The sequence below is a fragment of the Georgenia sp. SYP-B2076 genome (genome assembly GCF_003991205.1).
Taxonomy (GTDB): Bacteria; Actinomycetota; Actinomycetes; order Actinomycetales; family Actinomycetaceae; genus Georgenia.
The window spans coordinates 1-21,464 of the sequence record NZ_RXOZ01000007.1 but is presented as its reverse complement, the minus strand read 5'-3'; the positions used below and the strand labels follow the sequence as shown (position 1 = coordinate 21,464).

Annotated in this window: 24 protein-coding genes and 1 pseudogene; 24 read left to right on the top strand and 1 reads right to left on the bottom strand. The window is 73.4% G+C overall.

The features are described from left to right. The first annotated feature begins 71 nt into the window (after window positions 1–71). The 24 genes from EJK16_RS03650 to EJK16_RS03535 all read left to right on the top strand — a co-directional run bounded on the left by EJK16_RS03650 (window position 72) and on the right by EJK16_RS03535 (window position 21,085). Entirely contained in the window at window positions 72–620 is a 549-nt protein-coding gene (locus EJK16_RS03650; RefSeq protein ID WP_127126456.1) for a hypothetical protein, read from the top strand. A gap of 364 nt (window positions 621–984) precedes the next feature. Continuing rightward, window positions 985–1,278 carry a flagellar FlbD family protein gene (locus tag EJK16_RS03645; protein ID WP_127126454.1) on the top strand — a complete coding sequence of 98 codons (294 nt, stop codon included), beginning with the start codon at window positions 985–987 and terminating at the stop codon, window positions 1,276–1,278. Next, window positions 1,279–2,046, top strand: coding sequence for a motility protein A (locus EJK16_RS03640; protein WP_127126452.1), 768 nt, complete (start codon window positions 1,279–1,281; stop codon window positions 2,044–2,046). Continuing rightward, entirely contained in the window at window positions 2,043–2,900 is an 858-nt protein-coding gene (locus tag EJK16_RS03635; protein WP_127126450.1) for a flagellar motor protein MotB, read from the top strand. The genes EJK16_RS03640 and EJK16_RS03635 overlap by 4 nt, the downstream gene beginning before the upstream one ends. A 33-nt stretch (window positions 2,901–2,933) precedes the next feature. Then, a complete protein-coding gene (fliL, locus tag EJK16_RS03630) occupies window positions 2,934–3,437 on the top strand; it encodes a flagellar basal body-associated protein FliL (RefSeq protein ID WP_127126448.1) in 504 nt (167 codons plus the stop codon). A gap of 61 nt (window positions 3,438–3,498) precedes the next feature. After that, window positions 3,499–4,413, top strand: coding sequence for a flagellar motor switch protein FliM (locus EJK16_RS03625; protein WP_240645754.1), 915 nt, complete (start codon window positions 3,499–3,501; stop codon window positions 4,411–4,413). After that, the gene (fliN, locus tag EJK16_RS03620) at window positions 4,410–5,114 is read left to right on the top strand and encodes a flagellar motor switch protein FliN (protein ID WP_127126446.1); all 705 of its coding nucleotides are present in this window, start codon (window positions 4,410–4,412) and stop codon (window positions 5,112–5,114) included. Before EJK16_RS03625 ends, fliN begins: the two co-directional genes overlap by 4 nt. Next, window positions 5,114–5,767 (top strand): flagellar biosynthetic protein FliO, encoded by a 654-nt coding sequence (locus EJK16_RS03615; protein WP_127126444.1) that lies wholly within the window; start codon window positions 5,114–5,116, stop codon window positions 5,765–5,767. Before fliN ends, EJK16_RS03615 begins: the two co-directional genes overlap by 1 nt. 116 nt (window positions 5,768–5,883) lie before the next feature. Next, on the top strand, window positions 5,884–6,666 hold the full coding sequence (gene fliP, locus EJK16_RS19790) for a flagellar type III secretion system pore protein FliP (RefSeq protein ID WP_370275914.1): 783 nt from the start codon (window positions 5,884–5,886) through the stop codon (window positions 6,664–6,666). Continuing rightward, a complete protein-coding gene (locus EJK16_RS03605; protein WP_127126442.1) occupies window positions 6,666–6,938 on the top strand; it encodes a flagellar biosynthetic protein FliQ in 273 nt (90 codons plus the stop codon). Before fliP ends, EJK16_RS03605 begins: the two co-directional genes overlap by 1 nt. Window positions 6,939–6,948: 10 nt before the next feature. Further along, complete coding sequence (locus tag EJK16_RS03600; protein WP_370275908.1) at window positions 6,949–7,686, top strand: flagellar biosynthetic protein FliR; 738 nt, start codon at window positions 6,949–6,951, stop codon at window positions 7,684–7,686. Then, the gene (locus EJK16_RS03595; protein WP_127126438.1) at window positions 7,683–8,783 is read left to right on the top strand and encodes a flagellar biosynthesis protein FlhB; all 1,101 of its coding nucleotides are present in this window, start codon (window positions 7,683–7,685) and stop codon (window positions 8,781–8,783) included. The genes EJK16_RS03600 and EJK16_RS03595 overlap by 4 nt, the downstream gene beginning before the upstream one ends. After that, window positions 8,780–10,834: a flagellar biosynthesis protein FlhA gene (gene flhA / locus EJK16_RS03590; protein ID WP_127126436.1), complete on the top strand. Its 2,055-nt coding sequence runs from the start codon at window positions 8,780–8,782 to the stop codon at window positions 10,832–10,834. Before EJK16_RS03595 ends, flhA begins: the two co-directional genes overlap by 4 nt. Beyond that, entirely contained in the window at window positions 10,824–12,074 is a 1,251-nt protein-coding gene (locus EJK16_RS03585) for a hypothetical protein (protein WP_127126434.1), read from the top strand. The genes flhA and EJK16_RS03585 overlap by 11 nt, the downstream gene beginning before the upstream one ends. 10 nt (window positions 12,075–12,084) lie before the next feature. Beyond that, window positions 12,085–12,330, top strand: coding sequence for a carbon storage regulator CsrA (gene csrA, locus EJK16_RS03580; RefSeq protein ID WP_127126432.1), 246 nt, complete (start codon window positions 12,085–12,087; stop codon window positions 12,328–12,330). Window positions 12,331–12,600: 270 nt separating this feature from the next. Then, window positions 12,601–14,994 carry a chemotaxis protein CheW gene (locus tag EJK16_RS03575; protein ID WP_127126430.1) on the top strand — a complete coding sequence of 798 codons (2,394 nt, stop codon included), beginning with the start codon at window positions 12,601–12,603 and terminating at the stop codon, window positions 14,992–14,994. Beyond that, the gene (locus EJK16_RS03570; RefSeq protein WP_127126428.1) at window positions 14,991–15,443 is read left to right on the top strand and encodes a chemotaxis protein CheW; all 453 of its coding nucleotides are present in this window, start codon (window positions 14,991–14,993) and stop codon (window positions 15,441–15,443) included. Before EJK16_RS03575 ends, EJK16_RS03570 begins: the two co-directional genes overlap by 4 nt. Then, window positions 15,440–17,458: a methyl-accepting chemotaxis protein gene (locus EJK16_RS03565; protein WP_240645753.1), complete on the top strand. Its 2,019-nt coding sequence runs from the start codon at window positions 15,440–15,442 to the stop codon at window positions 17,456–17,458. The genes EJK16_RS03570 and EJK16_RS03565 overlap by 4 nt, the downstream gene beginning before the upstream one ends. Further along, window positions 17,458–18,567 carry a chemotaxis response regulator protein-glutamate methylesterase gene (locus tag EJK16_RS03560; protein WP_127126426.1) on the top strand — a complete coding sequence of 370 codons (1,110 nt, stop codon included), beginning with the start codon at window positions 17,458–17,460 and terminating at the stop codon, window positions 18,565–18,567. Before EJK16_RS03565 ends, EJK16_RS03560 begins: the two co-directional genes overlap by 1 nt. Continuing rightward, window positions 18,564–19,382 carry a protein-glutamate O-methyltransferase CheR gene (locus tag EJK16_RS03555; RefSeq protein WP_127126424.1) on the top strand — a complete coding sequence of 273 codons (819 nt, stop codon included), beginning with the start codon at window positions 18,564–18,566 and terminating at the stop codon, window positions 19,380–19,382. The genes EJK16_RS03560 and EJK16_RS03555 overlap by 4 nt, the downstream gene beginning before the upstream one ends. Further along, window positions 19,379–19,777: a response regulator gene (locus tag EJK16_RS03550; RefSeq protein WP_127126422.1), complete on the top strand. Its 399-nt coding sequence runs from the start codon at window positions 19,379–19,381 to the stop codon at window positions 19,775–19,777. Before EJK16_RS03555 ends, EJK16_RS03550 begins: the two co-directional genes overlap by 4 nt. After that, the gene (locus EJK16_RS03545; RefSeq protein ID WP_127126420.1) at window positions 19,774–20,229 is read left to right on the top strand and encodes a chemotaxis protein CheX; all 456 of its coding nucleotides are present in this window, start codon (window positions 19,774–19,776) and stop codon (window positions 20,227–20,229) included. The genes EJK16_RS03550 and EJK16_RS03545 overlap by 4 nt, the downstream gene beginning before the upstream one ends. 11 nt (window positions 20,230–20,240) lie before the next feature. Continuing rightward, window positions 20,241–20,603, top strand: coding sequence for a response regulator (locus EJK16_RS03540; RefSeq protein ID WP_127126418.1), 363 nt, complete (start codon window positions 20,241–20,243; stop codon window positions 20,601–20,603). Further along, window positions 20,600–21,085, top strand: a complete 486-nt coding sequence (locus EJK16_RS03535; RefSeq protein ID WP_127126416.1) for a hypothetical protein — start codon at window positions 20,600–20,602, stop codon at window positions 21,083–21,085. Before EJK16_RS03540 ends, EJK16_RS03535 begins: the two co-directional genes overlap by 4 nt. Before the next feature lie 124 nt (window positions 21,086–21,209). Here the strand turns inward: EJK16_RS03535 and EJK16_RS19455 are convergent. Further along, window positions 21,210–21,464 (bottom strand): annotated as a pseudogene (locus EJK16_RS19455) (hypothetical protein); the annotation flags it as partial.

Below are 21,464 nucleotides of genomic sequence, written 5' to 3'. Positions count from 1 at the left end.
GGCAAGACTACATGTGTCGCCGGCGACCACCGCGGGCGGCACGTCCGTTGTCCGTGTCGCAAGGAGGCCTCATGTCTGAACGCAATACGTTTGTGCGGAGCCTGCACGATCTCGGCCTGGGAGCGTGGTTCGGCGGTTCCCTCATGGGGGCGATCGGCCTCAACGGCGCGGCATCCCACGCGGCCGACCCCAAGGAGCGGCTCACGCTCGCCTCCACGGGCTGGGGCATGTGGGCCCCGGTCAACGCCGCCGCCGTCGGCAGCCATGTCATCGGCAGCCTGGGCCTGCTCGCCGGCAACAAGGAGCGGTTGATGGCCCAGCCGGAGGCCGGGGCGAACACGGTGGTCAAGGCTGGGCTCACCGTTCTCGCCGCGGGTCTGACCGCCTACAGCGGGATGCTGGGCACGAAGGTGGCGAAGAAGGCGGACGAGGGCGGACTGGGTGCGACGGAGCCGACCCCCGGCGCGTCCACCAAGCTCAGCGCCGCGCAGAAGCAGCTCAAGGCGCTGCAGTGGGCGGTCCCGGTGCTGACGGGGACGCTCGTCGTGCTCGCCGCCCAGCAGGGGGAGCAGCAGCGTGAGGTCGAGCCCGTCGCCACGCGCTGGTGGTCCCGCCGCTAGCTGACCGCCTTCGTCCACGACGAGCCGCCCCGCCCCCGGACAACCCGGTGCGGGGCGGTTCGCTGCGCCGTCGTCGTCTCATGTTGCGGTGAGGAAATGACGGTCATATGCCTGCGATTCCTCACCGTTCGCCTCATCCCGCGGCACCTCGTCGGGACTTGACCTGTCAGCACCATGAGGCGATACCAAATCCGCCCTCCACCCGCACGCCCCCGCGCCGACGGTCCGGCGCGGCGTCGCGCGACCACGCAGCTCCGATCCCTCATTCCCCGCCGCATGTGGCCGATCAGAAAGGGTGCAGGCCTCATGGACGGGGCCTGCGCAGGGCTCATGGACGGGCCCGAAGACACAGGATGGAACGACCGTGATCATCGTGAGACGCCTGACGGGCCAGCCGTTCGCGATCAACCCTGACTTGATCGAGCGGATCGAGTGCACGCCGGACACGATCCTGGTGCTGCTCGACGGCACCCGCTACATCGTGAACGAGTCGCTGGACGAGATCGTCTCGATGGTTCAGGACCACCGCGCCAGCATCGTCGCGCGCTCGCTGCAGATGTCCGGCTCGGACGAGCACGTCCACCGCCTGCGCGACGCCAGCGACAACACCAGTGACAACGTGATCGTCCCCCTCCCGACGCGTCCCCGGGGCGAGTAGATGGATCCGGCAACCATTCTCGGCCTCGTCATCGCGTTCGCCGCGGTGATCGGGGCGATGACCCTCGAGGGCACCCACCTCACGTCGATCCTGCTGCCCGGGCCGATGCTGCTCGTCTTCGTCGGCACGATCGGCGCCGGCCTCGCCGGCGGGATGCTCAAGGACGCGATCCACTCCTTCAAGCAGCTGCCCCGCGCGCTGACCAGCAAGGCGCCCCTCCAGGGCGCGACGATCCCCACGATCGTCGGCCTGGCGGACCGGGCGCGCCGCGAGGGGCTCCTGGCGCTGGAGGACGAGACCCGCGACCTCGAGGACGAGTTCCTCAAGGGCGGGCTCATCGCCGCCATCGACGGCACGGACCCCGAGGACCTGCGCACGCTGCTCGAGGACCGCATCGAGACGAAGCGGTCCCAGGACAAGGTCGCGTCGGGCTTCTTCAACGCGCTCGGCGGCTACGCCCCCACGATCGGCATCATCGGCACGGTCGTCTCCCTGGTCCACGTGCTCGAGAACCTCACCGAGCCCGGCTCGCTGGGCCCGCTCATCGCCGCGGCGTTCGTCGCGACCCTGTGGGGCATCCTCTCCGCGAACATGATCTGGCTGCCGCTGGGCAGCCGCCTCAAGCGCCTCTCCGACCTCGAGTGCGCCCAGATGGAGGTCACCCTCGAGGGCCTCCTCGCGCTGCAGTCGGGCGCCAACCCGCGCATGGTCAACGACCGGCTCCGCAGCCTGGTCCCCGCGAGCGAGATCGTCGAGGCGGCCGCGTGAGCTCCTCGCCCCGCCGGCGGCGCCGCAGCGGCGGCGGTCACGAGGAGGAAGAGGTCAACACCGAGCGGTGGACCACCAGCTACATGGACATGGTCACGGTGATGATGTGCCTGTTCATCGTGCTGTTCGCGATCAGCCAGGTGGACCAGCAGAAGTTCTTCGCGCTGCGCGAGTCCCTCACGGCCAGCTTCGGCCAGCCGGCCAGCGCCAACGTCAAGGTGCTCGACGGCGGCACGGGCGTCCTCGCCGCGGACTCCGTGGTCCCGGACCCGCCCGACGTGACCAACCAGTCCGGCGGCCCCGTCCAGGGCGCCGAGGAGGCGGGGAACCTGCAGGCCGCCCGCGAGGAGGTCGCCGAGCTCGCCGAGCTCCAGCGCCGCCTCGCGGAGGCCCTGGACTCCCGGCAGCTGGGCAGCGACGTCAGCTTCGTCATCACCGAGCGCGGCCTGGTCATCGGCCTGGTCAGCGCGGACGTCTTCTTCTCCGCCGAGAGCGCCGGGCTCACCGACGTCTCGCTGCAGGTCCTCGACGCCCTCTCCCCGGTCCTGGTCACCACGCCCTACTCGATGTCGGTGGAGGGGCACGCGAACGTCCTCCCGACCAGCCGCTACCCCACCAACTGGGAGCTCTCCTCCGACCGGGCCACGCAGGTGCTGCGCCGGATGGTCGAGACAGGGCAGATCCCCGCGGACCGGATGGCCGCCGTCGGGCTGGGTGACGCCCACCCCGTGGACGCGCCCGGCCAGGACCCCCTCACGGTGAACCGCCGCGTCGACGTCGTCGTCCTCTCCGACGCCCCCGAGGCGGTCCGGATGCTCATGCCGCAGGTGGTCGCCGAGGCGGGAGTGGCCTGACGTGGACGAGAGCGACGATCTGGAGGTGGCCTGATGGCCGAGCTGCAACGCACCGTCGGGCGACCGGTCTCCGTGACCGGGACGCCCGCCCCCGAGGGAAGTACGAGGAAGACCGTGGACAAGGACGCCGACGCCCCGCCGCGCCGACGCAAGAAGTGGCTGCTCGCGGTGGTGGCCGTGGTCGTCCTGGCCGCCGTCGCGTTCGTGCTGCTGCGCCCGCCCGCCGGCGAGGCCGCCACCCCCGCGGCGCCTGAGCCGGGCATCGTCGTCCCGATCGACCCGATCAGCGTCAACCTCACGGACGGGCACTACCTGCGCTTCGGCTTCACGATGCAGATGACCAAGGAGGCGACGGCGGAGGTCCAGACCGCCAAGGCCCTGGACATCGCCATCGAGGTGTTCTCAGGCCGCGATCCCGCCGAGCTCAACGACCCCGCGCGCCGCGCCGAGCTGAAGAACGAGCTGCTGCGCCAGCTGAGCGAGGCGTTCGAGGGGCAGGTGATGGACGTCTACCTCACGGACTTCGTCACCCAGTGAGAGGGGAACTTCCCCCTCCGTTATCCCTCAACTAGACCGCCGCCCGGCCGATTGGCCAGGAGTGACGGTCTCCTCGAGCGTGCCCGGCGCCACCCGCGCGCCGGTGGCCTACGACTTCCGGCGACCCATGACGCTCGCGCGCGAGCACGCCCGGCTGCTCGAGATGGCGTTCGAGACCTTCTCCCGGCACTGGGCCAACCAGCTCGTCGCGCGGCTGCGGGTCTCCGTCTCCGCGTCCGTCACCGGCGTGGAGATGCGCTCCTACGACGAGTACGTCGCGTCCCTGCCCACGACCACCACTATGGTGCTGTTCTCGGTCGAGCCCGGCCGGCGCGGCGTGGTGCAGTTCCCGCTGGACTCCGCCCTGGTGTGGATCGACCACATGCTTGGCGGCCCCGGCACCCCGGGCGCCGTGCCCACGCGCGAGCTCACCGAGATCGAGCAGCAGCTCATCCGCGAGCTCCTGCGCCGCACCCTGGGGGACCTGAACTACTCCTTCGCCGGGATCACGGCGCTCGAGGCGGAGTTCAAGAACATCCAGTACACGCCCGAGTTCGTCCAGGCGGCGGAGGCGTCGACGCCGGTGATCATCGCGCGGCTCGTGCTCCGGGTCGACGACGATGAGGTCCCGGCCACCGTCATGGTGCCCGCCGAGGGGCTCGTCGCCGCCATGCGCGCCGGCGAGCACCTGGACCTGCGCAGCCGCGAGGACATCGCCGAGGAGCAGCGGCAGAGCCGCATCCTCGAGGTCGCCGTCCAGCGGGTCCCGGTCGACGTCGCCGTGCGCTTCCGCCCCATCACCGTCCACCCCCGCGAGGTCGTCCAGCTGCGCGTGGGCGACGTCCTCACGCTCCACCACCCCGCCTCCCGGCCGCTCGACGTGGTGGTCGGGGACCGGGTGCTCGGTCAGGCTGCCCCAGGGGCCCAGGGCTCCCGCCTCGCCGGCATGATCGTCCACGTCAAGGAGAGCTCATGAACCCCATCGCCACCACCAGCCGCGACCTGCGCGCGGCGGAGGAGCTCGCCCGCCTGCTGCCCTCCCCGGTCGCCCTCGTGCCCCGCCCGGCGCGCGACGGCGAGCGCCCCGGCGCCGACGCGACCGCCGTGGTCGCCAGCTTCGTCGGCCAGACCAGCGCCGAGCTCGTCGTCGTCGCCCAGCAGGCCGTGGCCGACGCGATGGCCGGCGCCGGCAACCTGTCCCTCGCCGAGGCGCTGCGCCCCGCCCTGGAGGCCGCCGCGCACACCCTCGGGGCCGGCGTGCTGGGCACCGCCGAGCTCCGGCCCGCGGCCGAGGTCCTCACCGGCCCCGGCATCGCCGTGCTCGCCCTCGAGGCCGACGGCGCCGTCCAGGCCTGGTTCGGCATCCGCGAGAAGGGGGCCGCCACCTCCGCGAGCTACCCCTCGGAGTCCGCCACGCCGCTGCCCAGCGGGGCCATGCGCGTGCTCTACGACGTCGAGATGACCCTGACCACCGAGATCGGGCGCACCCGCCTGCCCGTGCGCGACGTCCTGGAGCTCACGCCGGGCTCCGTCCTCGAGCTCGACCGCTCCGCCGGCAGCCCCGCGGACGTCATGGTCAACGGGCGGCTCGTCGCCCGCGGTGAGGTGGTCGTGGTCGACGACGAGTACGCCGTGCGGATCACGGAGATCGTCCCCGGCACCGAGAACCTCGGGTAGTGGCCGACGCCCTGATGCTGGGGCTGCGCGTCGCCCTCTCCCTCGCACTCGTCCTGGTCATCCTCTGGTTCGTCGCCCGGCAGCTGAACGGCCGCGCCGGCGCCACCCGCCGGGTGCCCATCACGGTCCTCGGGCGCCAGAGCCTCGGCCGGCGCTCCGGGATGGCGGTCGTCGAGGTCGGCGGCCGCCTGCTCCTCGTGGGCGTGAGCGAGACCGGCGTGCAGCTGATCACCGAGCTCGACGACGACGGAACCAGGCTCCCGTCCGACGACGATCCCGCCGCGGGCGAGGTCGCCACGCCGTACGGCCCGGCCACGGGCGAGGTCACCACGCCCTACGGTCCCGGCGGGGCCGGTCCCGTGGGCGCCCCCCGATTCCGGTCCACCGGCCGGCCCACGCCGCCCGACGGGCTGCGCGCGGCCGGCGGCCTGGTGCCCGGGACCCGGACGCCCGGGAGCCACGCTCCGGCCACGCCGCCGGCGCCGGCCCGCTCCTTCGCGGACCTCCTGGCCTCGGAGGAGGTCCCGCGCCACCGGGCCCGGCGGCGCATCGCCCCGCCGGCGTCGTCGTCGAGCCCGCTCGCGGGCTCGATGCTCGACAAGGCCACGTGGACCCGCACGTGGGCCGCGCTGCAGCAGCGGACGACGCGGTGAGCGTCCTCCAAGCCCCAGCGGCGCCGGCTCTCGGCGCCCCCGCCTCGCCGCCGTCCCGGTCCCCGGGGACCGCCCACGCGTCCCGTCCGGGGACCGCCCACGCCGCCCGTCCGGCGCTGCGCCGCGCCCTCGTCCTGGCCGCGCTCGTGCTCGCCGTCGCCGCCCTCTGGCTGGTGCTGAGCGCCACCGGCGCGCACGCCGCCCCCACGGACCCGACCCGGCCGCAGGACCCGACCCTGCCGCAGATCACCATCGACCTCGGCGGGGAGGAGACCCCGCCGTCCACGTCGCTGGTGGTGCTGCTGGGCATCACGCTGCTCTCGGTGGCGCCGTCGCTGCTGCTGATGATGACGAGCTTCACGAAGATCTTCGTCGTCCTCGCGCTGACCCGGAACGCGCTGGGCCTGCAGGGCGTCCCGCCCAACCAGGCGCTCGCCGGGCTGGCGCTGTTCCTGTCGATCTTCATCATGGCCCCGGTGCTGGGGGACGTGAACACCGCGGCCGTGCAGCCCTACCTCGCGGGGGACATGGACTTCACCGCCGCCCTCGGCGCCGCCGAGGCCCCGCTGCGGGGCTTCATGCTCGGCCAGACCCGCGAGGAGGACATCGCGCTGCTCACCCGCGCCGCCGAGCTGCCCAACCCGGCCAGCCCGGACGTGGTGCCGATGCAGACCCTCATCCCGGCGTTCATGCTCTCCGAGCTCCGCGCCGCGTTCATCATCGGGTTCGTCATCTTCGTGCCGTTCCTGGTCATCGACCTGGTGGTCTCGGCCGTCCTGATGAGCATGGGCATGATGATGCTGCCGCCGGTGATGATCTCCCTGCCCTTCAAGATCCTGCTGTTCGTCCTCGTCGACGGCTGGGGCCTGATCGTCACGACCCTGGTGGGGAGCTACTGATGGACACCAACGCCGTCCTGGACATCGGCGCGGTCGCCCTCGGGCTCGCCGCCAAGCTCGCCGCCCCGGCGCTGATCACCGCGCTCGTCGTCGGTTTCGCCATCTCCCTCCTGCAGTCGGTCACCCAGATCCAGGAGGTCACCCTCAGCTTCGTGCCCAAGGCGATCGCCGTCGCCGTCGCGCTCCTGGTGTGCGGGAACTGGATGATCTCCGAGCTCGTGATGACCACCCACACCCTCTTCGACCGCATCCCCGAGCTGCTGGCCGGCTGAGATGGACCTGGTGCGTGAGCTCGAGCCGCTGCTGCTGGCCGCGGTGCGGGTGACGGTCTTCCTCGTCCTGGCCCCGCCGTTCTCCCACGGCGCGATCCCCGGCCCGGTCAAGGCGATGCTCGGCGTGGCGATCGCGTTCGCGCTCTCGCCCGCGCTGCCCGCCGCCAGCCTCACCACCGGCGCGTTCCTCGGCCAGCTCCTCAGCGAGGCCCTCATCGGCGGGGGCCTGGGCGTGCTCGTCGCGCTCGTCTTCGGGGCGGTCCAGTCCGCCGGGCAGCTCATCGACCTGTTCGGCGGCTTCCAGATGGGCATGGCCTTCAACCCGATGACGCTCATGTCCGGCGGCCCCCTCGCCCAGCTCTACGCGTTCACCGCGACCGTGCTGCTCTTCGTCTCCGACGGCTACCAGCTCGTCATCGGCGGCCTCGCCCGCACCTTCGACGCCCTGCCGCTGGGCGCCACCCTCGACCTCGGGGCGCTGGCCGACACGATGACCGTGGCGCTGGGCCAGATGTTCCTCGCGGCGCTGCAGATCGCCGGCCCGCTCATCGCGGTCCTCTTCCTCGCCGACGTCGGCCTCGGCCTGCTCACCCGGGTGGCCCCGGCGCTGAACGCGTTCGCGCTCGGCTTCCCGCTGAAGATCCTCATCACCTTGTTCCTGGGCACGTTCGCGCTCATCGCCCTGCCGCGCGTGATCTCCGCGCTGGCCGAGTCGGCGCTCGGCCGGCTGGCGGAGGCGACCGGATGAGCTCCTCGGCGGGTGAGAAGACCGAGAAGGCCACGCCGCAGCGGATGAAGAAGGTCCGCGCCGACGGCGGGCTCGGCCGCTCCCAGGACCTCTCGGCCTGGCTGGGCGTGGCCGCCGTCGCGCTGGCCCTGCCGGCGGTCATCTCCGCGGGCGCGGAGGCCGCCCGCGGGCAGCTCGCCATGGTCGCCAGCGCGGTCGAGGCCCCCGAGACGGCGACGGCGGTCCAGGCCCTCACCGACGGGTTCGACTCCCTGCTGCCCACCCTCACCCCGGTCCTGGCCGTCGCCGCGATCGCCGCGATCATCGGCTCGGCCGCGCAGGGCGGGGTGCATCCCTCCATGAAGCGCCTCAAGCCGAAGTTCACCAACTTCAACCTGGTCAAGGGCATCAAGCGGGTCTTCGGCCTCCAGGCCTGGTGGCAGGGCGCCAAGGCGGCGCTCAAGACCGCCGTCGTGGGGACCGTGCTCTACCTCGCCATCGCCGGGATGGTCCCCCTGGTGATCACCTCGGGGCAGGTCTCCGTCGCCCAGCTCGTCGGCGAGGTCCAGTCCCGGATGAACGCCCTGATCATCTGGGCCGTCGTCGCGGGCCTCGCGCTCGCCGTCGCGGACGTCGTCGTCGTCATGCGCCGCAACCGCAAGCAGACCCGGATGTCCAAGCAGGAGGTCAAGGAGGAGAACAAGTCCTCCGAGGGCAACCCGGAGATCAAGGGCGCCATCCGCTCCAGGCAGCTGGCCATGAGCCGCAACCGCATGATGGCGGCCGTCGCGGACGCCGACGTCGTCATCGTCAACCCCACCCACATCGCCGTCGCCCTGCGCTACCAGCCGGGGGAGGGCGCCCCGCGCGTGGTGGCCAAGGGGCAGGGGCACGTGGCCGCGCGGATCCGCGAGCGGGCGGGCCAGCACCACGTCGCCGTCGTCCAGGACATCGGCCTGGCCCGTACGCTGCATGCGGCGTGCGACATCGGTCAGGAAGTGCCCGAAAACCTGTACGAGGCCGTCGCCCGGGTCCTCGCGTTCGTCATGTCCCTGCGCCGGCGCGGCAGCGCCGCCGGCACGCACCGGGTCCCGCAGCCCAGAAAGGACCGCTCATGAAGAACGGCACGTTCTCCCGGGTCGGCGCGCCCATCGGCGTGGTCGGCATCGTGATGCTGCTCGTGGTGCCGATGCCCGCGCCGCTCCTCGACGTCCTCATCGCCGTGAACATCACCTTCTCGGTGCTGGTGCTGCTCACGACCATGTACATCAAGCGCCCGCTGGACTTCTCGATCTTCCCCTCGCTGGTGCTCATCGCGACCCTGTTCCGCCTCGGCCTGAACGTCGCCTCGACCCGCCTGGTGCTGCGCGACGGGTACGCCGGGGAGGTCATCAACGCGTTCGGCCACTTCGTCGTCGGCGGCTCCCTCGTCATCGGCCTCGTGATCTTCCTGATCCTCGTCATCATCCAGTTCGCCGTCATCACCAACGGCGCCGGCCGCGCGGCCGAGGTCAGCGCCCGCTTCACCCTCGACGCCATGCCCGGCAAGCAGATGGCCATCGACGCCGACCTCAACGCCGGACTCATCGACGAGCACCAGGCGCGCCAGCGGCGCGCCGACGTGGCCGCCGAGGCCGACTTCCACGGCGCCATGGACGGCGCGTCGAAGTTCGTCAAGGGCGACGCCATCGCCGGCATCATCATCACGATCATCAACCTCGTCGGTGGCTTCATCATCGGCATGGTCACCCACAAGATGTCCGCCGCGGAGTCGATCGAGACCTACGCGATCCTCACCGTCGGCGACGGCCTGGTCACCCAGATCCCGGCGCTGCTCATGTCCGTCGCGACCGGCCTGGTCGTCACCCGGGCGACGGCGGAGTCGGACATGGGCTCGGCCGCCTCCACCCAGCTCATGCAGTCGAAGAACGCGCTGGCGATCTCCGGCGGGGCCGCCGTCGCCATGGCGATCATCCCGGGGATCCCCAAGCTGCCGTTCATGGTGGTCGGCGCCCTGCTGCTGCTCCTCGCGCAGCGGGTGAGCAAGTCCGACGCCCAGGCCGAGCAGGACGCCGCGCCGCCGGCCGAGAACGCCCTGCAGCCGGCGACCGAGACCACCGAGCAGCTCCTGGAGCAGATGCGCGTCCACGCGCTGGAGATCCTCCTCGCGCCCGACCTCGTCGACCTCGTGGGCGGCTCCGCCGACCAGGACCTCCTCGCCCGTGTTCGGGCGCTGCGCCGCAAGACGGCGCTCGAGATGGGCTTCGTCCTCCCGCCGGTGCGCACCCGCGACTCCGTCGACCTGCCCACCGCGACCTACGTGGTGCGCATGTCCGGCGTCGAGGTAGCCCGCGGGCAGGCGCCGTCGGGCCGGATGCTCGCCCTCGGCGACGGGCTGGAGAACCTGCCCGGCACGCTCGTCAACGAGCCCGTCTTCGGCCTGCCGGGCAAGTGGATCCCCGCCGAGCTGCGCCACAGCGCCGAGATGGCCGGGGCCACCGTGGTGGACCGGACCTCGGTGATCATCACGCACCTGTCCTCGCTCGTCAGCGCGCACGCCCCGCGGCTGCTCGGCCGGGAGGACGTGCGCGTGCTCAACGAGGGGCTCAAGCAGACGAACCCCTCCGTGGTCGAGGAGCTCGTGCCCGCCCTGCTCACCCTCGGGGAGGTCCAGCGGGTCCTGCAGGGCCTGCTCGCCGAGCAGGTCCCGGTCCTCGACCTCGCCCGCATCTACGAGGCCCTCACGCTGCGCGCGAAGGTCTCCACCGAGCCGGAGGGGCTGGTGGAGGCGACGCGGGTGGCGCTGGGGGACACCATCGTGGACCGCAACGCGGCCGACGGCGTGCTGCGCGTGCTCACCATCGACCCGGCCACCGAGCAGATGCTCCTCGAGAGCCTGCGGGCCGGCGAGCAGGGCACCCAGCTCTCCCTCCCGCAGGACCGGGTCGAGCAGCTGCTCGCGTCGGTGAACACGCAGGTCACGGCGGCGGAGGCGAGCGGCAAGCAGGTGGTGCTGGTGTGCGCCCCGGCGATCCGCCCGGCGCTGCGCCGCCTCGTGGCGCTGGCCGTGCCGCGGCTGCCGGTGCTCTCCTACAGCGAGGTCGCCGGGACCACGCTGACGATCGATACGGTCGGGGTCGTGGGTGTCGGAAACGCAATTGCTGCTTGACGGGGACGAGCTCGACCCGCTGCTCGAGCGCGCCCGCGAGCTCGGCGGCCGGGTGGTCCGGGCCGAGCGGGTGCGCCGCGGCCTCGGCCCGTTCGCCCGGTCCCACTACGAGGTCACCGTGGACGTGCCCGGGCTGGCGGCGGACGACGACGGCGCCTCGCCGGGCGCAGCCGGTCGCGCGGGCACGGCGTCGGGCGACTCCGTGCGCCTCCCGGGCGCCGGCGTGGGGCGTCCCGCGGGCGCGCTGCCCCCGGGCGGCGCCGACCGCCCTGCGGGCGTGGCCGGCCCTGCGGGGGTGGCCGGCCTGGCGGCGCTCCTGGCGGCGGCCGAGAGCGGCGACGGCGTCGGCGCGCCGAGCTGGGTGCCACTCACCCCCAGCGCGGCCTCGGCGCCCACGCCCGGCTCGGCCGGGAGCCCGACACCTCAGCCCGCGCAAGCTGAGGAGACGGGCACGGCCGCCGCGTCTGCGGCCGTCTCGGGTTCCACCGGGCCGGGCGGTGGCGTCGCGGCGTTTGAGCCCGCCACGGCCCCGGGGGCGCCTGGCCGCGCCGACCGCTCGCGGACGTCCGCGCCCGCGCTGCTGCGCGACCTCGGCGTGCCCGGCAGGCTGGTGCCGGCCACCGCGGACGTGAGCGCGGCCCTCCTGGCCCTGGCCGACCGCCTGCCGCGGCCGCTCGCCCCGGCCCTGCGCCCGGGCAAGGTGGTGGTCGTCGTCGGCGAGGCCGACGAGGTGCTCGAGACCTGCGCCCAGATGCTCGTGCGCGAGCGCGAGCACCCCTTCCAGCTGGTCCTCGCGGGCGCGGAGGCCACCATGCCGGGCGCCGGCGTGCGCCTGACGAGCCCGCGGCGCGCCGCCCGCCTCCGGGAGGAGAGCGCGAGCGCGGGGACGGCGCTGCTCGTCGCCGTCGGCGTAGGCACCAGCCGCGGCGAGCGGCGCCTGGCGGAGAGCCTGGTCGCCGCCCTCGACCCGGACCAGGTATGGGCCGCCGTCGACGCCCGGCGCTCGCCCGGCGACCTCGCCGAGCAGCTGGCGACGCTCGCGGCGGGCCGGGTCGACGCCCTCGCGGGGCAGCGGGCCTGGCAGGCGCGCCACCCCGGGGCGCTCCTCGACCTCGGCGTGCCCGTGGGCTGGCTGGACGGGCTCCCGGCCACCGGGATCGTGTGGGCGTGCCTCCTCGACGAGGCCCGCGCCCGCCCGGCCGGCGGTTCACCGGCGTCCGGGCCCCCGCCCGCCCGGTAGTGTCGTCGGCGTGCTGGTGCTGAGTCGACGCGTGGGCGAGCAGATCGTCATCGGTGAGGACATCGTCCTGACCGTTGTCGAGGTCCGCAACGACACCGTGCGCCTCGGCATCGCCGCGCCGCGCAGCGTCACCGTCAACCGGGCGGAGGTCCGGCGGGCGGTCGAGGAGGCCAACCGCGAGGCTAGCGCGGCCGACGACGCCGCCGTAGCCGCCCTGCGCGCGCTCACCGCACCCCGCGACACGCCCGCCGGCTGACACCGCAGCCGACCGACACCGCGCGGCCCGCCGCCCCACTGACACGTTCGGGTCCGCGCCGCCTCCTCCGGAGTACTTCCCTCAGGCTATGACCGAGGTTTCTACTCGGAGCACATCATTCGCCGCAGGGTTGCGGTGATGACACGCCACCCCTACCACTTGTGCACGTCCAGTCACGCTGGTACAGGCGATCGCTCATTTCGTCGCGCTCGCGGCCGATGTCAGCACAGTGGGAGGCATCCCTTCTGTCGGCGCGCGAGGAGGTGTGGGTTGGACGACATCGATGAGATCGTCCAGGAGTTCCTGGTCGAGAGCTACGAGAACCTCGACCAGCTCGACCAGGACCTCGTGGCGCTCGAGGACGACCCCGGCTCGCGCGAGCTCCTGAGCCGCATCTTCCGGACCATCCACACCATCAAGGGCACGAGCGGGTTCCTCGCGTTCGGCAACCTCGAGCGGCTGACGCACACGGGGGAGGGCCTCCTCGTCGACCTGCGCGAGGGCCGCCGTCTCCTCGACGGCCCCACCACCGACGTCCTGCTCGCCCTGGTCGACACGGTCCGCGCCATCCTCGCGGCCATCGAGTCGGACGGTGGCGACGCCGCAGTCGACGTCGAACCGGTCGTGGCGACGCTCGAGGCTCACCGCGACGGGTCGGGCGCCGGACAGCCTTCCGCCGCCGGGACGACGGCGGAGCGGCCGTCAGCGGGATCGGCGACGCGTTCGCCCGCCGCGTCGACGACGGCGGAGCGGCCCTCCGCCGAACGCGCCGACCGGCCGCACGCGCCGGCGCCCGAGCCGCGCGGAACGGTCTCGGACGACGCCGACGATGACGACGCCCCCGACGACGACCTCGACGACGACCTCGACGACGACCCCGACGACGACCCCGACGACGACGTCGATACCGAACCGGTCCCCGGCGCCCCAACCCAGGGCTCGGCGACCGCGGCGGACTCCGCGTCGGCGCAGCCCGGCCCCGGGCCGGCGCCCGCGCGCCCGGCGGACAGCACCATCCGGGTGCGCGTGGACCTCCTCGACCACCTCATGCAGGAGGTCGGCGAGCTCGTGGTGCTACGCAACACGATCGGGCGGATCGCCGACGCGGGCGACGACTCCGTGCTGACGCGGGCCGCTCAGCGCCTGAGCCTGCTCACCGGCGAGCTGCAGGGGGGCGTGCTCCGGGCCCGCATGCAGCCCGTCGACCAGATCTTCTCGTCGATGCCCCGCCTGGTGCGCACCCTCGCGGAGGAGTGCAAGCGGCAGGTGCACCTGAGCATGGTCGGCGGGAGCACGGAGGCGGACCGCACGCTCCTCGAGGCCGTCAAGGACCCGCTCACGCACCTGGTGCGCAACGCCGTCGACCACGGCATCGAGCCCGCCGTCGAGCGCATGGCCGCCGGCAAGGCACCCTTCGGCACGGTCGCGCTCCAGGCGCTGCACGCCGGCGGGCACGTCGTCATCGAGGTCCGGGACGACGGCCGGGGCATCGACCCGGCCAAGGTCGCCGCCAGGGCGATCGAGCGCGGCCTGCGGACCGCGGAGCAGCTCCAGACGATGACGCGGGCGGAGATCCTCCAGCTCCTGTTCCTCCCGGGCTTCACCACGGCCGAGAGCGTCTCCCGGGTCTCCGGGCGCGGCGTCGGGATGGACGTGGTGCGCACGAAGGTCGAGGCCGTCGGCGGGACGGTGGACTTCGACTCGACGGTCGGCGAGGGCACCACGTGGCACCTGCGGATCCCCCTGACGCTGGCGATCCTGCCGGTGCTCACGGTGGAGACGGCCGACCAGACCTTCGCGCTGCCGCAGGCCGCGCTGCGTGAGCTCATCGCGCTCGACGACGGAGAGGAGATCGAGCACGTCGGCCCCGCGCCGGTGTACCGACTCCGCGGCGAGCTGCTGCCCCTGGTGGCGCTGGACCGGTTCCTCGGGCTCGGCGGCGGCGCGGGCGCCCGCACCATCGTGGTGCTCAAGGCCCACGGGCGCCGGTTCGGCCTCCTCGTCGACCGCGTCCTGGACACGGTCGAGATCGTCGTGACGCCCCTGCCCGAGCGGCTGCGGCAGGTCGGCGCGTACAACGGCGCGACGGTGCTCGGCGACGGGCGGGTGGCCCTGCTCCTGGATCCCCGGGCCGTCGCCCGGCGCTCCCACGCGGTCCTGGGCGTCGCGCCCCCGGTGGCCGTGCCGGAGCCGGCGGCCCCCGAGGCCCGGCGGGTCCTCGTGCTGGCCGTCGGCGACGGGCGGCGGGTGGCCGTCCCGATCTCCTCGGTCAGCCGCATCGAGCGGATCGCCGCCACCCGGGTGGAACGGGTGGGCCGGCACGAGGTCGTCCAGCTGCGCGGCGTCATCGTGCCCCTGGTCCGGCTGGACCGCGTGCTCGGCGTGGCCGACGCCCCCGATCCCGCCGAGCTGCTGGTCGTCGTGTACCACCACGACGACCGCAGCGTGGCCATGGTCGTGAACGAGATCCTCGACATCGTCGCGGACGACGAGGGCCGCCACAGCGCCATCGAGGACACGGGGCTCATCGGCTCCACCGTCCTGGACGAGCACGTCACCGGGCTGCTCGACGGCGACGCGCTGGTCCGTTCCGTCACCCCGGGGTTCTACGGCGAGGACGGCGACCCCCTGGTTGACGCCGTCCGTGAGCTGGTGGGGTCATGACCCAGCTCGTGACGTTCACCGTGGGTGGGAACCGGTACGGCGTGGACGTGGCCAGCGTCCGCGAGGCCGTGCGCGCACCGCGCCGCACGCCCGTCCCGCTCGCCCCGCCGGAGGTCGACGGCCTGGCGAACCTCCGCGGCCAGATCGTCATGCGCATCGACCCCCGCCGGCGCCTCCAGCTGCCGCCCCGGCCCGCGGAGCTGCGCCCGATGCTCATCGTCGCCGAGGCGAACGGGGAGACGGTCGGCCTGCTCGTCGACGAGGTCGGGGACGTCGTCGACGTCGACCCGGACCAGGTCAAGGCGGCGCCCCGCACGCTCCACCCGTCACTGCGCACCTACATCACCGGCGCGGTCCCCCTGCCGCAGGGCCTGCTCCTGGTCCTGGACCTGGCCGCCCTGACTGCGCCCGCACCCACTTCCCCGCAGCACGAAGGAGCTCCCGCATGAAGGCCCAGGACCGCACCGACCCGGCCGACCCCGGCGCGACGTCGGCCGCGCCGTCGGCCGCGACGCCGACTACGCCGGCGTGGGACCGGATCGTCCCGGCCCACCCGTGGACGGCCCTGGGCGACGGCGGGCGTGCGGCCACCCCGGGCGGTGCCGGCATGCCGGTCAGCGGTGCGACGCCGGGTGGACCGGGCACTCCCACGAGCCCCGACCTCGCCGGCCGGGCGGCCCTCCCTGGTCTCGCCGGCTTGTCAGACCGCCCCGGACCCGCCGGCCGGTCGGACAGCCCCGCCGGCCGGGTGCCGGCGGTCGACGGCGAGGCGAGCGAGGGTGTGGCGGGCGAGGGTGCGGCGGCCGACACGGCGACCGCGTCCGACGACACGCCCCCTCGGCGCGCGCCCCGCGCCGCACGGGCCCGCACCCGGCCGCCGCGCGCCCGGCGCACCCGTCTGCGCTTCACCTCGATCCGGACCCGCATCTTCACGATCGTCGTCCTCCTCGCCGTGGTGGTGGTGGGCACGGCGCTCTACGCCACCGCGGTGATGCGGACGATGGCCAGCGATACGGGCGAGCTCGCCGCCGTCCAGCGGGAGGTCGTCGAGACTCGCAACACCATCGAGACGGGTGCACTGAAGTCCCAGCTCCTCGTCGCGAAGATCGAAGCCCAGACGAACTTTCAGGCCGAGGAGGAGCTCGTCGCCGAGCTGGCGTCGGTCACCACCGGGATCGAACGGGCCATCGCCGCCTACGACGCCTCCGGCTCGGCCGACTCCCCCCACTGGCAGGAGTTCCACGCCGCGTGGGCGGAGTGGAGCGTGCTGCGCGACGAGACCCTGGTGCCGAACGGCCTGCGGGAGATCTACTCGCGCATCGCCGAGGGGAAGAGCGAAGAGCTCGCGGAGCGGTACACCGCGGCGCTCGACGCGGCCAGCGTCGAGGTCGACACGTGGGTCGACAACGTCTCCGCGCAGGCGCACGCACGGACCGAGCGCGGGATGCTCATCCTCCTGTCGACCTCGACCCTGGCCCTCGTCGCGGCCCTCTTCGCCGCGTACCGGCTGGGCCAGTCCATCCGCGGGTCGCTGGAGAAGGTCGGCCGCTCCGTCGCCGCACTGGCGGAGGGCAACCTCACCGTGCCCGCCGACGTCTCGGGCCGGGACGAGGTCGGGCGGATGGCCAGGTCGCTGGCCAAGGCGCAGGCCAGCCTGCGCGTGCTCGTCGCCGAGGTCGCGGGCACGGCCAGCTCGGTGGCGGCCGCGTCGCAGGCGCTCTCCGCCGCCGGCACGCAGTTCGCCAGCGGCTCCGAGGAGACCACCGAGCAGGCCGGCGCCGCGGCGGCCGCCGCCGAGCAGGTGTCCCACAACGTCCAGGCGGTCGCCGCGGGCGCCGAGCAGATGGGCGCCTCCATCCGGGAGATCGCCACGAACGCCAACGAGGCGGCCGACGTCGCCACCCGCGCCACCGAGGTCGCCGCCTCCACGAACGCGACCGTCACGAAGCTCGGGGCCTCCTCCCAGGAGATCGGCAACGTGGTCCGTGTCATCACCACGATCGCCGAGCAGACCAACCTCCTCGCGCTGAACGCCACCATCGAGGCGGCGCGTGCCGGGGAGGCGGGCAAGGGCTTCGCCGTGGTCGCCAGCGAGGTCAAGGAGCTGGCCCGCGAGACCGCCCGCGCCACGGAGGACATCGCCCGCCGGGTGCAGGCCATCCAGGCGGACTCCGCGGGCGCCGTCGAGGCCATCGGAGAGATCTCCGCGATCGTCGCGTCCATCAGCAACTACCAGCTCACCATCGCCTCGGCCGTCGAGGAGCAGACCGCCACCACGAACGAGATGCTCCGCGGGGTGGAGGAGGTGGCCGACGGGTCGATGAACATCGCCACCAACATCGCGCACGTCGCCCAGACCACGGCGCTGAGCTACGGCGCGCTCACCCAGATGAACCTCTCGATCGACGAGCTTGCCCGCATGTCCAGCGACATGCGCGCGCGGGTCGAGCAGTTCCGGTACTGATGCTCACCCGGGACGGCGCCCTCGGCGCGGGCGACGGCGAAGGCGACGCGCGCAAGGTGCGCGTGCTCGTCGTCGACGACTCCGCCGTCGTGCGCCGTCTCATCACCGGTGCGCTCGGCAGGGACCGGGACATCGAGGTGGTGGGCACGGCCTCGGACGGGCGCCGCGCGCTCGCGATGGTGGTCGAGCTGCTCCCGGACGTGGTCACCATGGACGTCGAGATGCCCGAGCTCGACGGCATCGCGGCGGTGCGCGCGCTGCGAGCCGCCGGGATCCGCGTGCCGGTCATCATGCTCTCGACCCTGACCGAGCAGGGCGCGTCGGCGACGCTCGACGCGCTGGCCGCCGGGGCCTCGGACTACGTCACCAAGCCCTCCGGCACCACCAGCCTGAACGAGTCGCTGCGCCAGCTCACGGGTGACCTCCTCCCGCGCATCCACGCCCTCGGCGGGACGAGGGCGGCCCCGGAGGCGCTGACCAGGCCGGCCCTCGTCCGGGCCGCCGCCCGGCCGCTCGTGGTCCCCGCACGCATGGTCGTCGTCGGCTCGTCGACGGGCGGCCCCGAGGCCCTGGCGCGCCTCTTCCGGTCGCTGGGCGAGCCGCCCGCGGTGCCGATCCTCATCGTCCAGCACATGCCGCCCGTCTTCACCCGGCAGCTCGCCGGCCGGCTCGACCGGATCGGCCCGACGACCGTGCGGGAGGCGACGACCGGGCCGCTCGAACCCGGGCACGCCTACATCGCGCCCGGGGACCGCCACCTTGTCGTCGCGCCCGGCGGCGGCGTCCCGCGCGCCGTCGTCACCGAGGACCCGCCGGTGAACTTCTACCGCCCCTCGGTGGACGTCCTCTTCCGCTCCGCGGCCGCCACCTTCGGCGCCGCGGTGCACGCCGTCGTGCTGACCGGCATGGGCTTGGACGGGCGCGAGGGCGCCGGGGCGGTCGTGGCCGCGGGCGGCACCGTCCACGTCCAGGACGCGTCCAGCTCCGTCGTGTGGGGGATGCCCGGCGCCGTCGCCGGCGCGGGCCTGGCGCACCAGGTGCTCTCGCTCGAGAACCTCGCCCAAGGCATCGCCCGCGCCGGGGCACCGGTCGAGGTGACGGCACGGTGAGCCTCCCCGCGCGCTCCGTCGACTACGTGGCCGAGCTCGTGCGCCGCGCGAGCGCCGTCGAGCTCGACGGCAAGGAGTACCTCGTGAGGGCCCGGCTCGCCCCTCTCGCCCGCGCCGAGGGCATCCGCGGCAGGCGCGCGGTGGAGGCGTACATCGACCTGCTGCGTGAGCGCAAGGACGAGGCGCAGCAGGAGCGGGTGGTCGAGGCGATGGTCACGACCGAGACCTCGTGGTTCCGCGACGGCGAGCCGTTCGCCGTCGTGCCGACGGCGCTGCTGCCGACGCTGCCCGCGCGCGCCGGCGGTCCGCGCCTGTGGTCGGCCGGGTGCTCGACCGGTCAGGAGCCCTACTCCCTCGCGATGGTCCTGCTGGACGCCGGCGTCTCGACCTTCTCCCTCCTGGCCACCGACATCTCGAGCGCGGTGCTCGAGCGCGCGCAGGCCGGACGGTACGACGCGCTCGAGGTCAGCCGCGGGCTGCCCCGCCAGGCGCGTGCTCGCTACTTCCGCCGCGCCGACGGCGGCTGGCGGGTCCGTGACGAGGTCCGCGCCCGGGTCGACTTCCGCCGGCACAACCTCCTCGGGGGCGCGACGAGCCTGCCGCAGACCTTCGACGTCGTCTTCCTGCGCCACGTGCTCATGTACTTCGACCTGCCCAACCGGGCCCTGGTTCTCGGCCGCGTCCGCGAGCGCCTCGCACCCGGCGGCTTCCTCGTGCTGGGCGCCGCGGAGACGCCCCTCGGCGTCGACGAGGCGTGGGAACGCGTGCCGATCCGGGGCACATCCATCTACCAACCGATCGGAGGTGCCAGATGAGGGCGCTGGTGACGGACGACTCCCGCGCGATGCGTCGCATCATCACGGGCATGCTCGCGGAGCACGGCCTGGCCACGGCCGAGGCGGGGCACGGCCACGAGGCGCTGGAGCTGCTCGAGACCCACGGTGTCGGGGGCGCGGACGGTTTCGACCTGATCTGCATCGACTGGAACATGCCGGTGATGGACGGCCTGGCGCTGGTCGGCGCCATCCGGGCCCGGCGGGAGTGGCGCGACGTGACCATGATGATGATCACCTCGGAGAGCGAGCACCATCAGGTGGTCCGCGCCCTCGCCGCGGGTGCCCACGAGTACTTGACGAAGCCCTTCACGGCCGAGCAGCTGCGGGACAAGCTCACGCTCCTCGGCCTGACCGGACACGGAGAACGCGCGTGAGGGCCGGCCCCGACGCCGTCGTCGACGTCTGCACGGACGTCTTCGCCACCATGGTCGACGGCGAGCCCGGGCTGCTGCGCAGCCGGGGCGGGGAGACGCCGGTGTATGTCACCCCGCTGCACGCGTGGGTGGACATTGCGGGCACGTACCCTGTCAGGGTGCTGCTCTCCGCAGAGGCGGCCACCGCGGACCAGATCGCCCGGGCGCTCGTCGGCGCCGAACCTGGCGAGGAGCTCGACGGGGCCGAGGTGGTGGATGCTGTCGGGGAGGTGGCCAACATGCTGGCCGGGAACCTCAAGGCCCGGATGTCCGCAGGCGGCTCGCTGGGGCTGCCGGAGGTCGACCGTGCCGAGCCCGGTGGCACCACCCAGGTGCGGGTGGTGCTGGACTGGCGGGGGCACGGCATCACGGTCTCGGTCCTCGGGCTCGCTGACGGCACCCGCAACGGGTAGGGAGGGAAGAGATGAAGGTGCTTGTGGCCGATGACAGCAAGGTCATGCGCCGGATCATCGTCCGCACGCTGCGCCAGGCAGGCTACGACGACTGGGAGGTCCTCGAGGCGGCCGACGGCGTCGAGGCGCTCGAGATCGCCCATCGCGAGTCCCCGGACCTGGTGCTGACCGACTGGAACATGCCGAACCTCTCGGGCCTCGACGTGGTGCACGCGCTGCGCGCGGGCGGCTCTGACGTTCCGATCGGGTTCATCACGTCGGAGGGGTCGACACAGATGCGCCAGATCGCCGAGGACGCCGGCGCGCAGTTCCTCATCGCGAAGCCGTTCACCCCCGAGGCCTTCCGGGACGTCCTGGCCCCCTTGTTCGGATGAGAGAGACGCCCCTGCCGAGCACCAAGGCGCTGGTAGAGATGCTGCACGGCATGCTCGGCCGTGACGTCGCCGCCACCGGCTCCATCGACCCGCTGACCCCCGCCACGCCCGGCGGCGTCGTGGTCGGCGTGTACACCTCGACGGGCCTGCGCACCGCCGCGCTCGTGGCGCTGGACATGCCGCTGGCCGCGCGCGCCGCCGCGGCGCTGGCGCTGATGCCGCCGCGCACCGCCGAGGCCGCCATCGAGAACCAGTACCTCTCGGAGCCGCTGACCGAGAACGTCGCCGAGATCCTCAACGTGACCGCGTCGTTGCTCAACGCCGACGACGCCCCGCACGTGCGCCTCTTCCGCGTGCACGGCCCGCAGGAGCTGCTCCCGGCCGATGTCGCCGGCTGGTTGCGCGGCTACGGCAGCCGCGTGGACACGGGGGTGACCATCCGCGGGTACGGCGACGGCGGCATCTCGGTCGTTGTGCTCTGACTGGCGCACGCGCCGGTCGCCGGGCGTCGGTATCGCGCAGGACCTCACCGGGCTGACGGCGTACCAGTCTGCGCGTCCGTACGCAGGCGGCTACGCCGAGATTCCCTGGACAGGCCGTCCTGCGTCAGAACGGCGGTTCGTCGTCGTTGTTGGTGGTTGGGTCGTTGTTGTTGGTGGCCCGGTCGGTGGTGGTGGGCCAGGGGGTGCGGGTGGTGGTCCAGGGTGCTGGTGGTGGTGGGGTTTGTGGGGTGCGGGTGGTGGGGTGCAGGGCGGTGGTGGAGCCGTCGGTCTCGCGGCGGTAGGTGTGGCCGGTGAGCTTGGAGGTCCACTCGAACACGCCGTTGGTGATCTGGCGGACGAGGAAGTCGCCGCTGGTCTT

What these genes read in the sequence shown, in the direction of transcription:
- EJK16_RS03650 (WP_127126456.1), top strand. Translation starts at nt 72, where the DNA reads ATGTCTGAACGCAATACGTTTGTGCGGAGCCTGCACGATCTCGGCCTG.
- EJK16_RS03640 (WP_127126452.1), top strand. Translation starts at nt 1,279, where the DNA reads ATGGATCCGGCAACCATTCTCGGCCTCGTCATCGCGTTCGCCGCGGTG.
- fliL (WP_127126448.1), top strand. Translation starts at nt 2,934, where the DNA reads ATGGCCGAGCTGCAACGCACCGTCGGGCGACCGGTCTCCGTGACCGGG.
- fliN (WP_127126446.1), top strand. Translation starts at nt 4,410, where the DNA reads ATGAACCCCATCGCCACCACCAGCCGCGACCTGCGCGCGGCGGAGGAG.
- EJK16_RS03605 (WP_127126442.1), top strand. Translation starts at nt 6,666, where the DNA reads ATGGACACCAACGCCGTCCTGGACATCGGCGCGGTCGCCCTCGGGCTC.
- EJK16_RS03595 (WP_127126438.1), top strand. Translation starts at nt 7,683, where the DNA reads ATGAGCTCCTCGGCGGGTGAGAAGACCGAGAAGGCCACGCCGCAGCGG.
- flhA (WP_127126436.1), top strand. Translation starts at nt 8,780, where the DNA reads ATGAAGAACGGCACGTTCTCCCGGGTCGGCGCGCCCATCGGCGTGGTC.
- EJK16_RS03570 (WP_127126428.1), top strand. Translation starts at nt 14,991, where the DNA reads ATGACCCAGCTCGTGACGTTCACCGTGGGTGGGAACCGGTACGGCGTG.
- EJK16_RS03565 (WP_240645753.1), top strand. Translation starts at nt 15,440, where the DNA reads ATGAAGGCCCAGGACCGCACCGACCCGGCCGACCCCGGCGCGACGTCG.
- EJK16_RS03560 (WP_127126426.1), top strand. Translation starts at nt 17,458, where the DNA reads ATGCTCACCCGGGACGGCGCCCTCGGCGCGGGCGACGGCGAAGGCGAC.
- EJK16_RS03550 (WP_127126422.1), top strand. Translation starts at nt 19,379, where the DNA reads ATGAGGGCGCTGGTGACGGACGACTCCCGCGCGATGCGTCGCATCATC.
- EJK16_RS03540 (WP_127126418.1), top strand. Translation starts at nt 20,241, where the DNA reads ATGAAGGTGCTTGTGGCCGATGACAGCAAGGTCATGCGCCGGATCATC.
- EJK16_RS03535 (WP_127126416.1), top strand. Translation starts at nt 20,600, where the DNA reads ATGAGAGAGACGCCCCTGCCGAGCACCAAGGCGCTGGTAGAGATGCTG.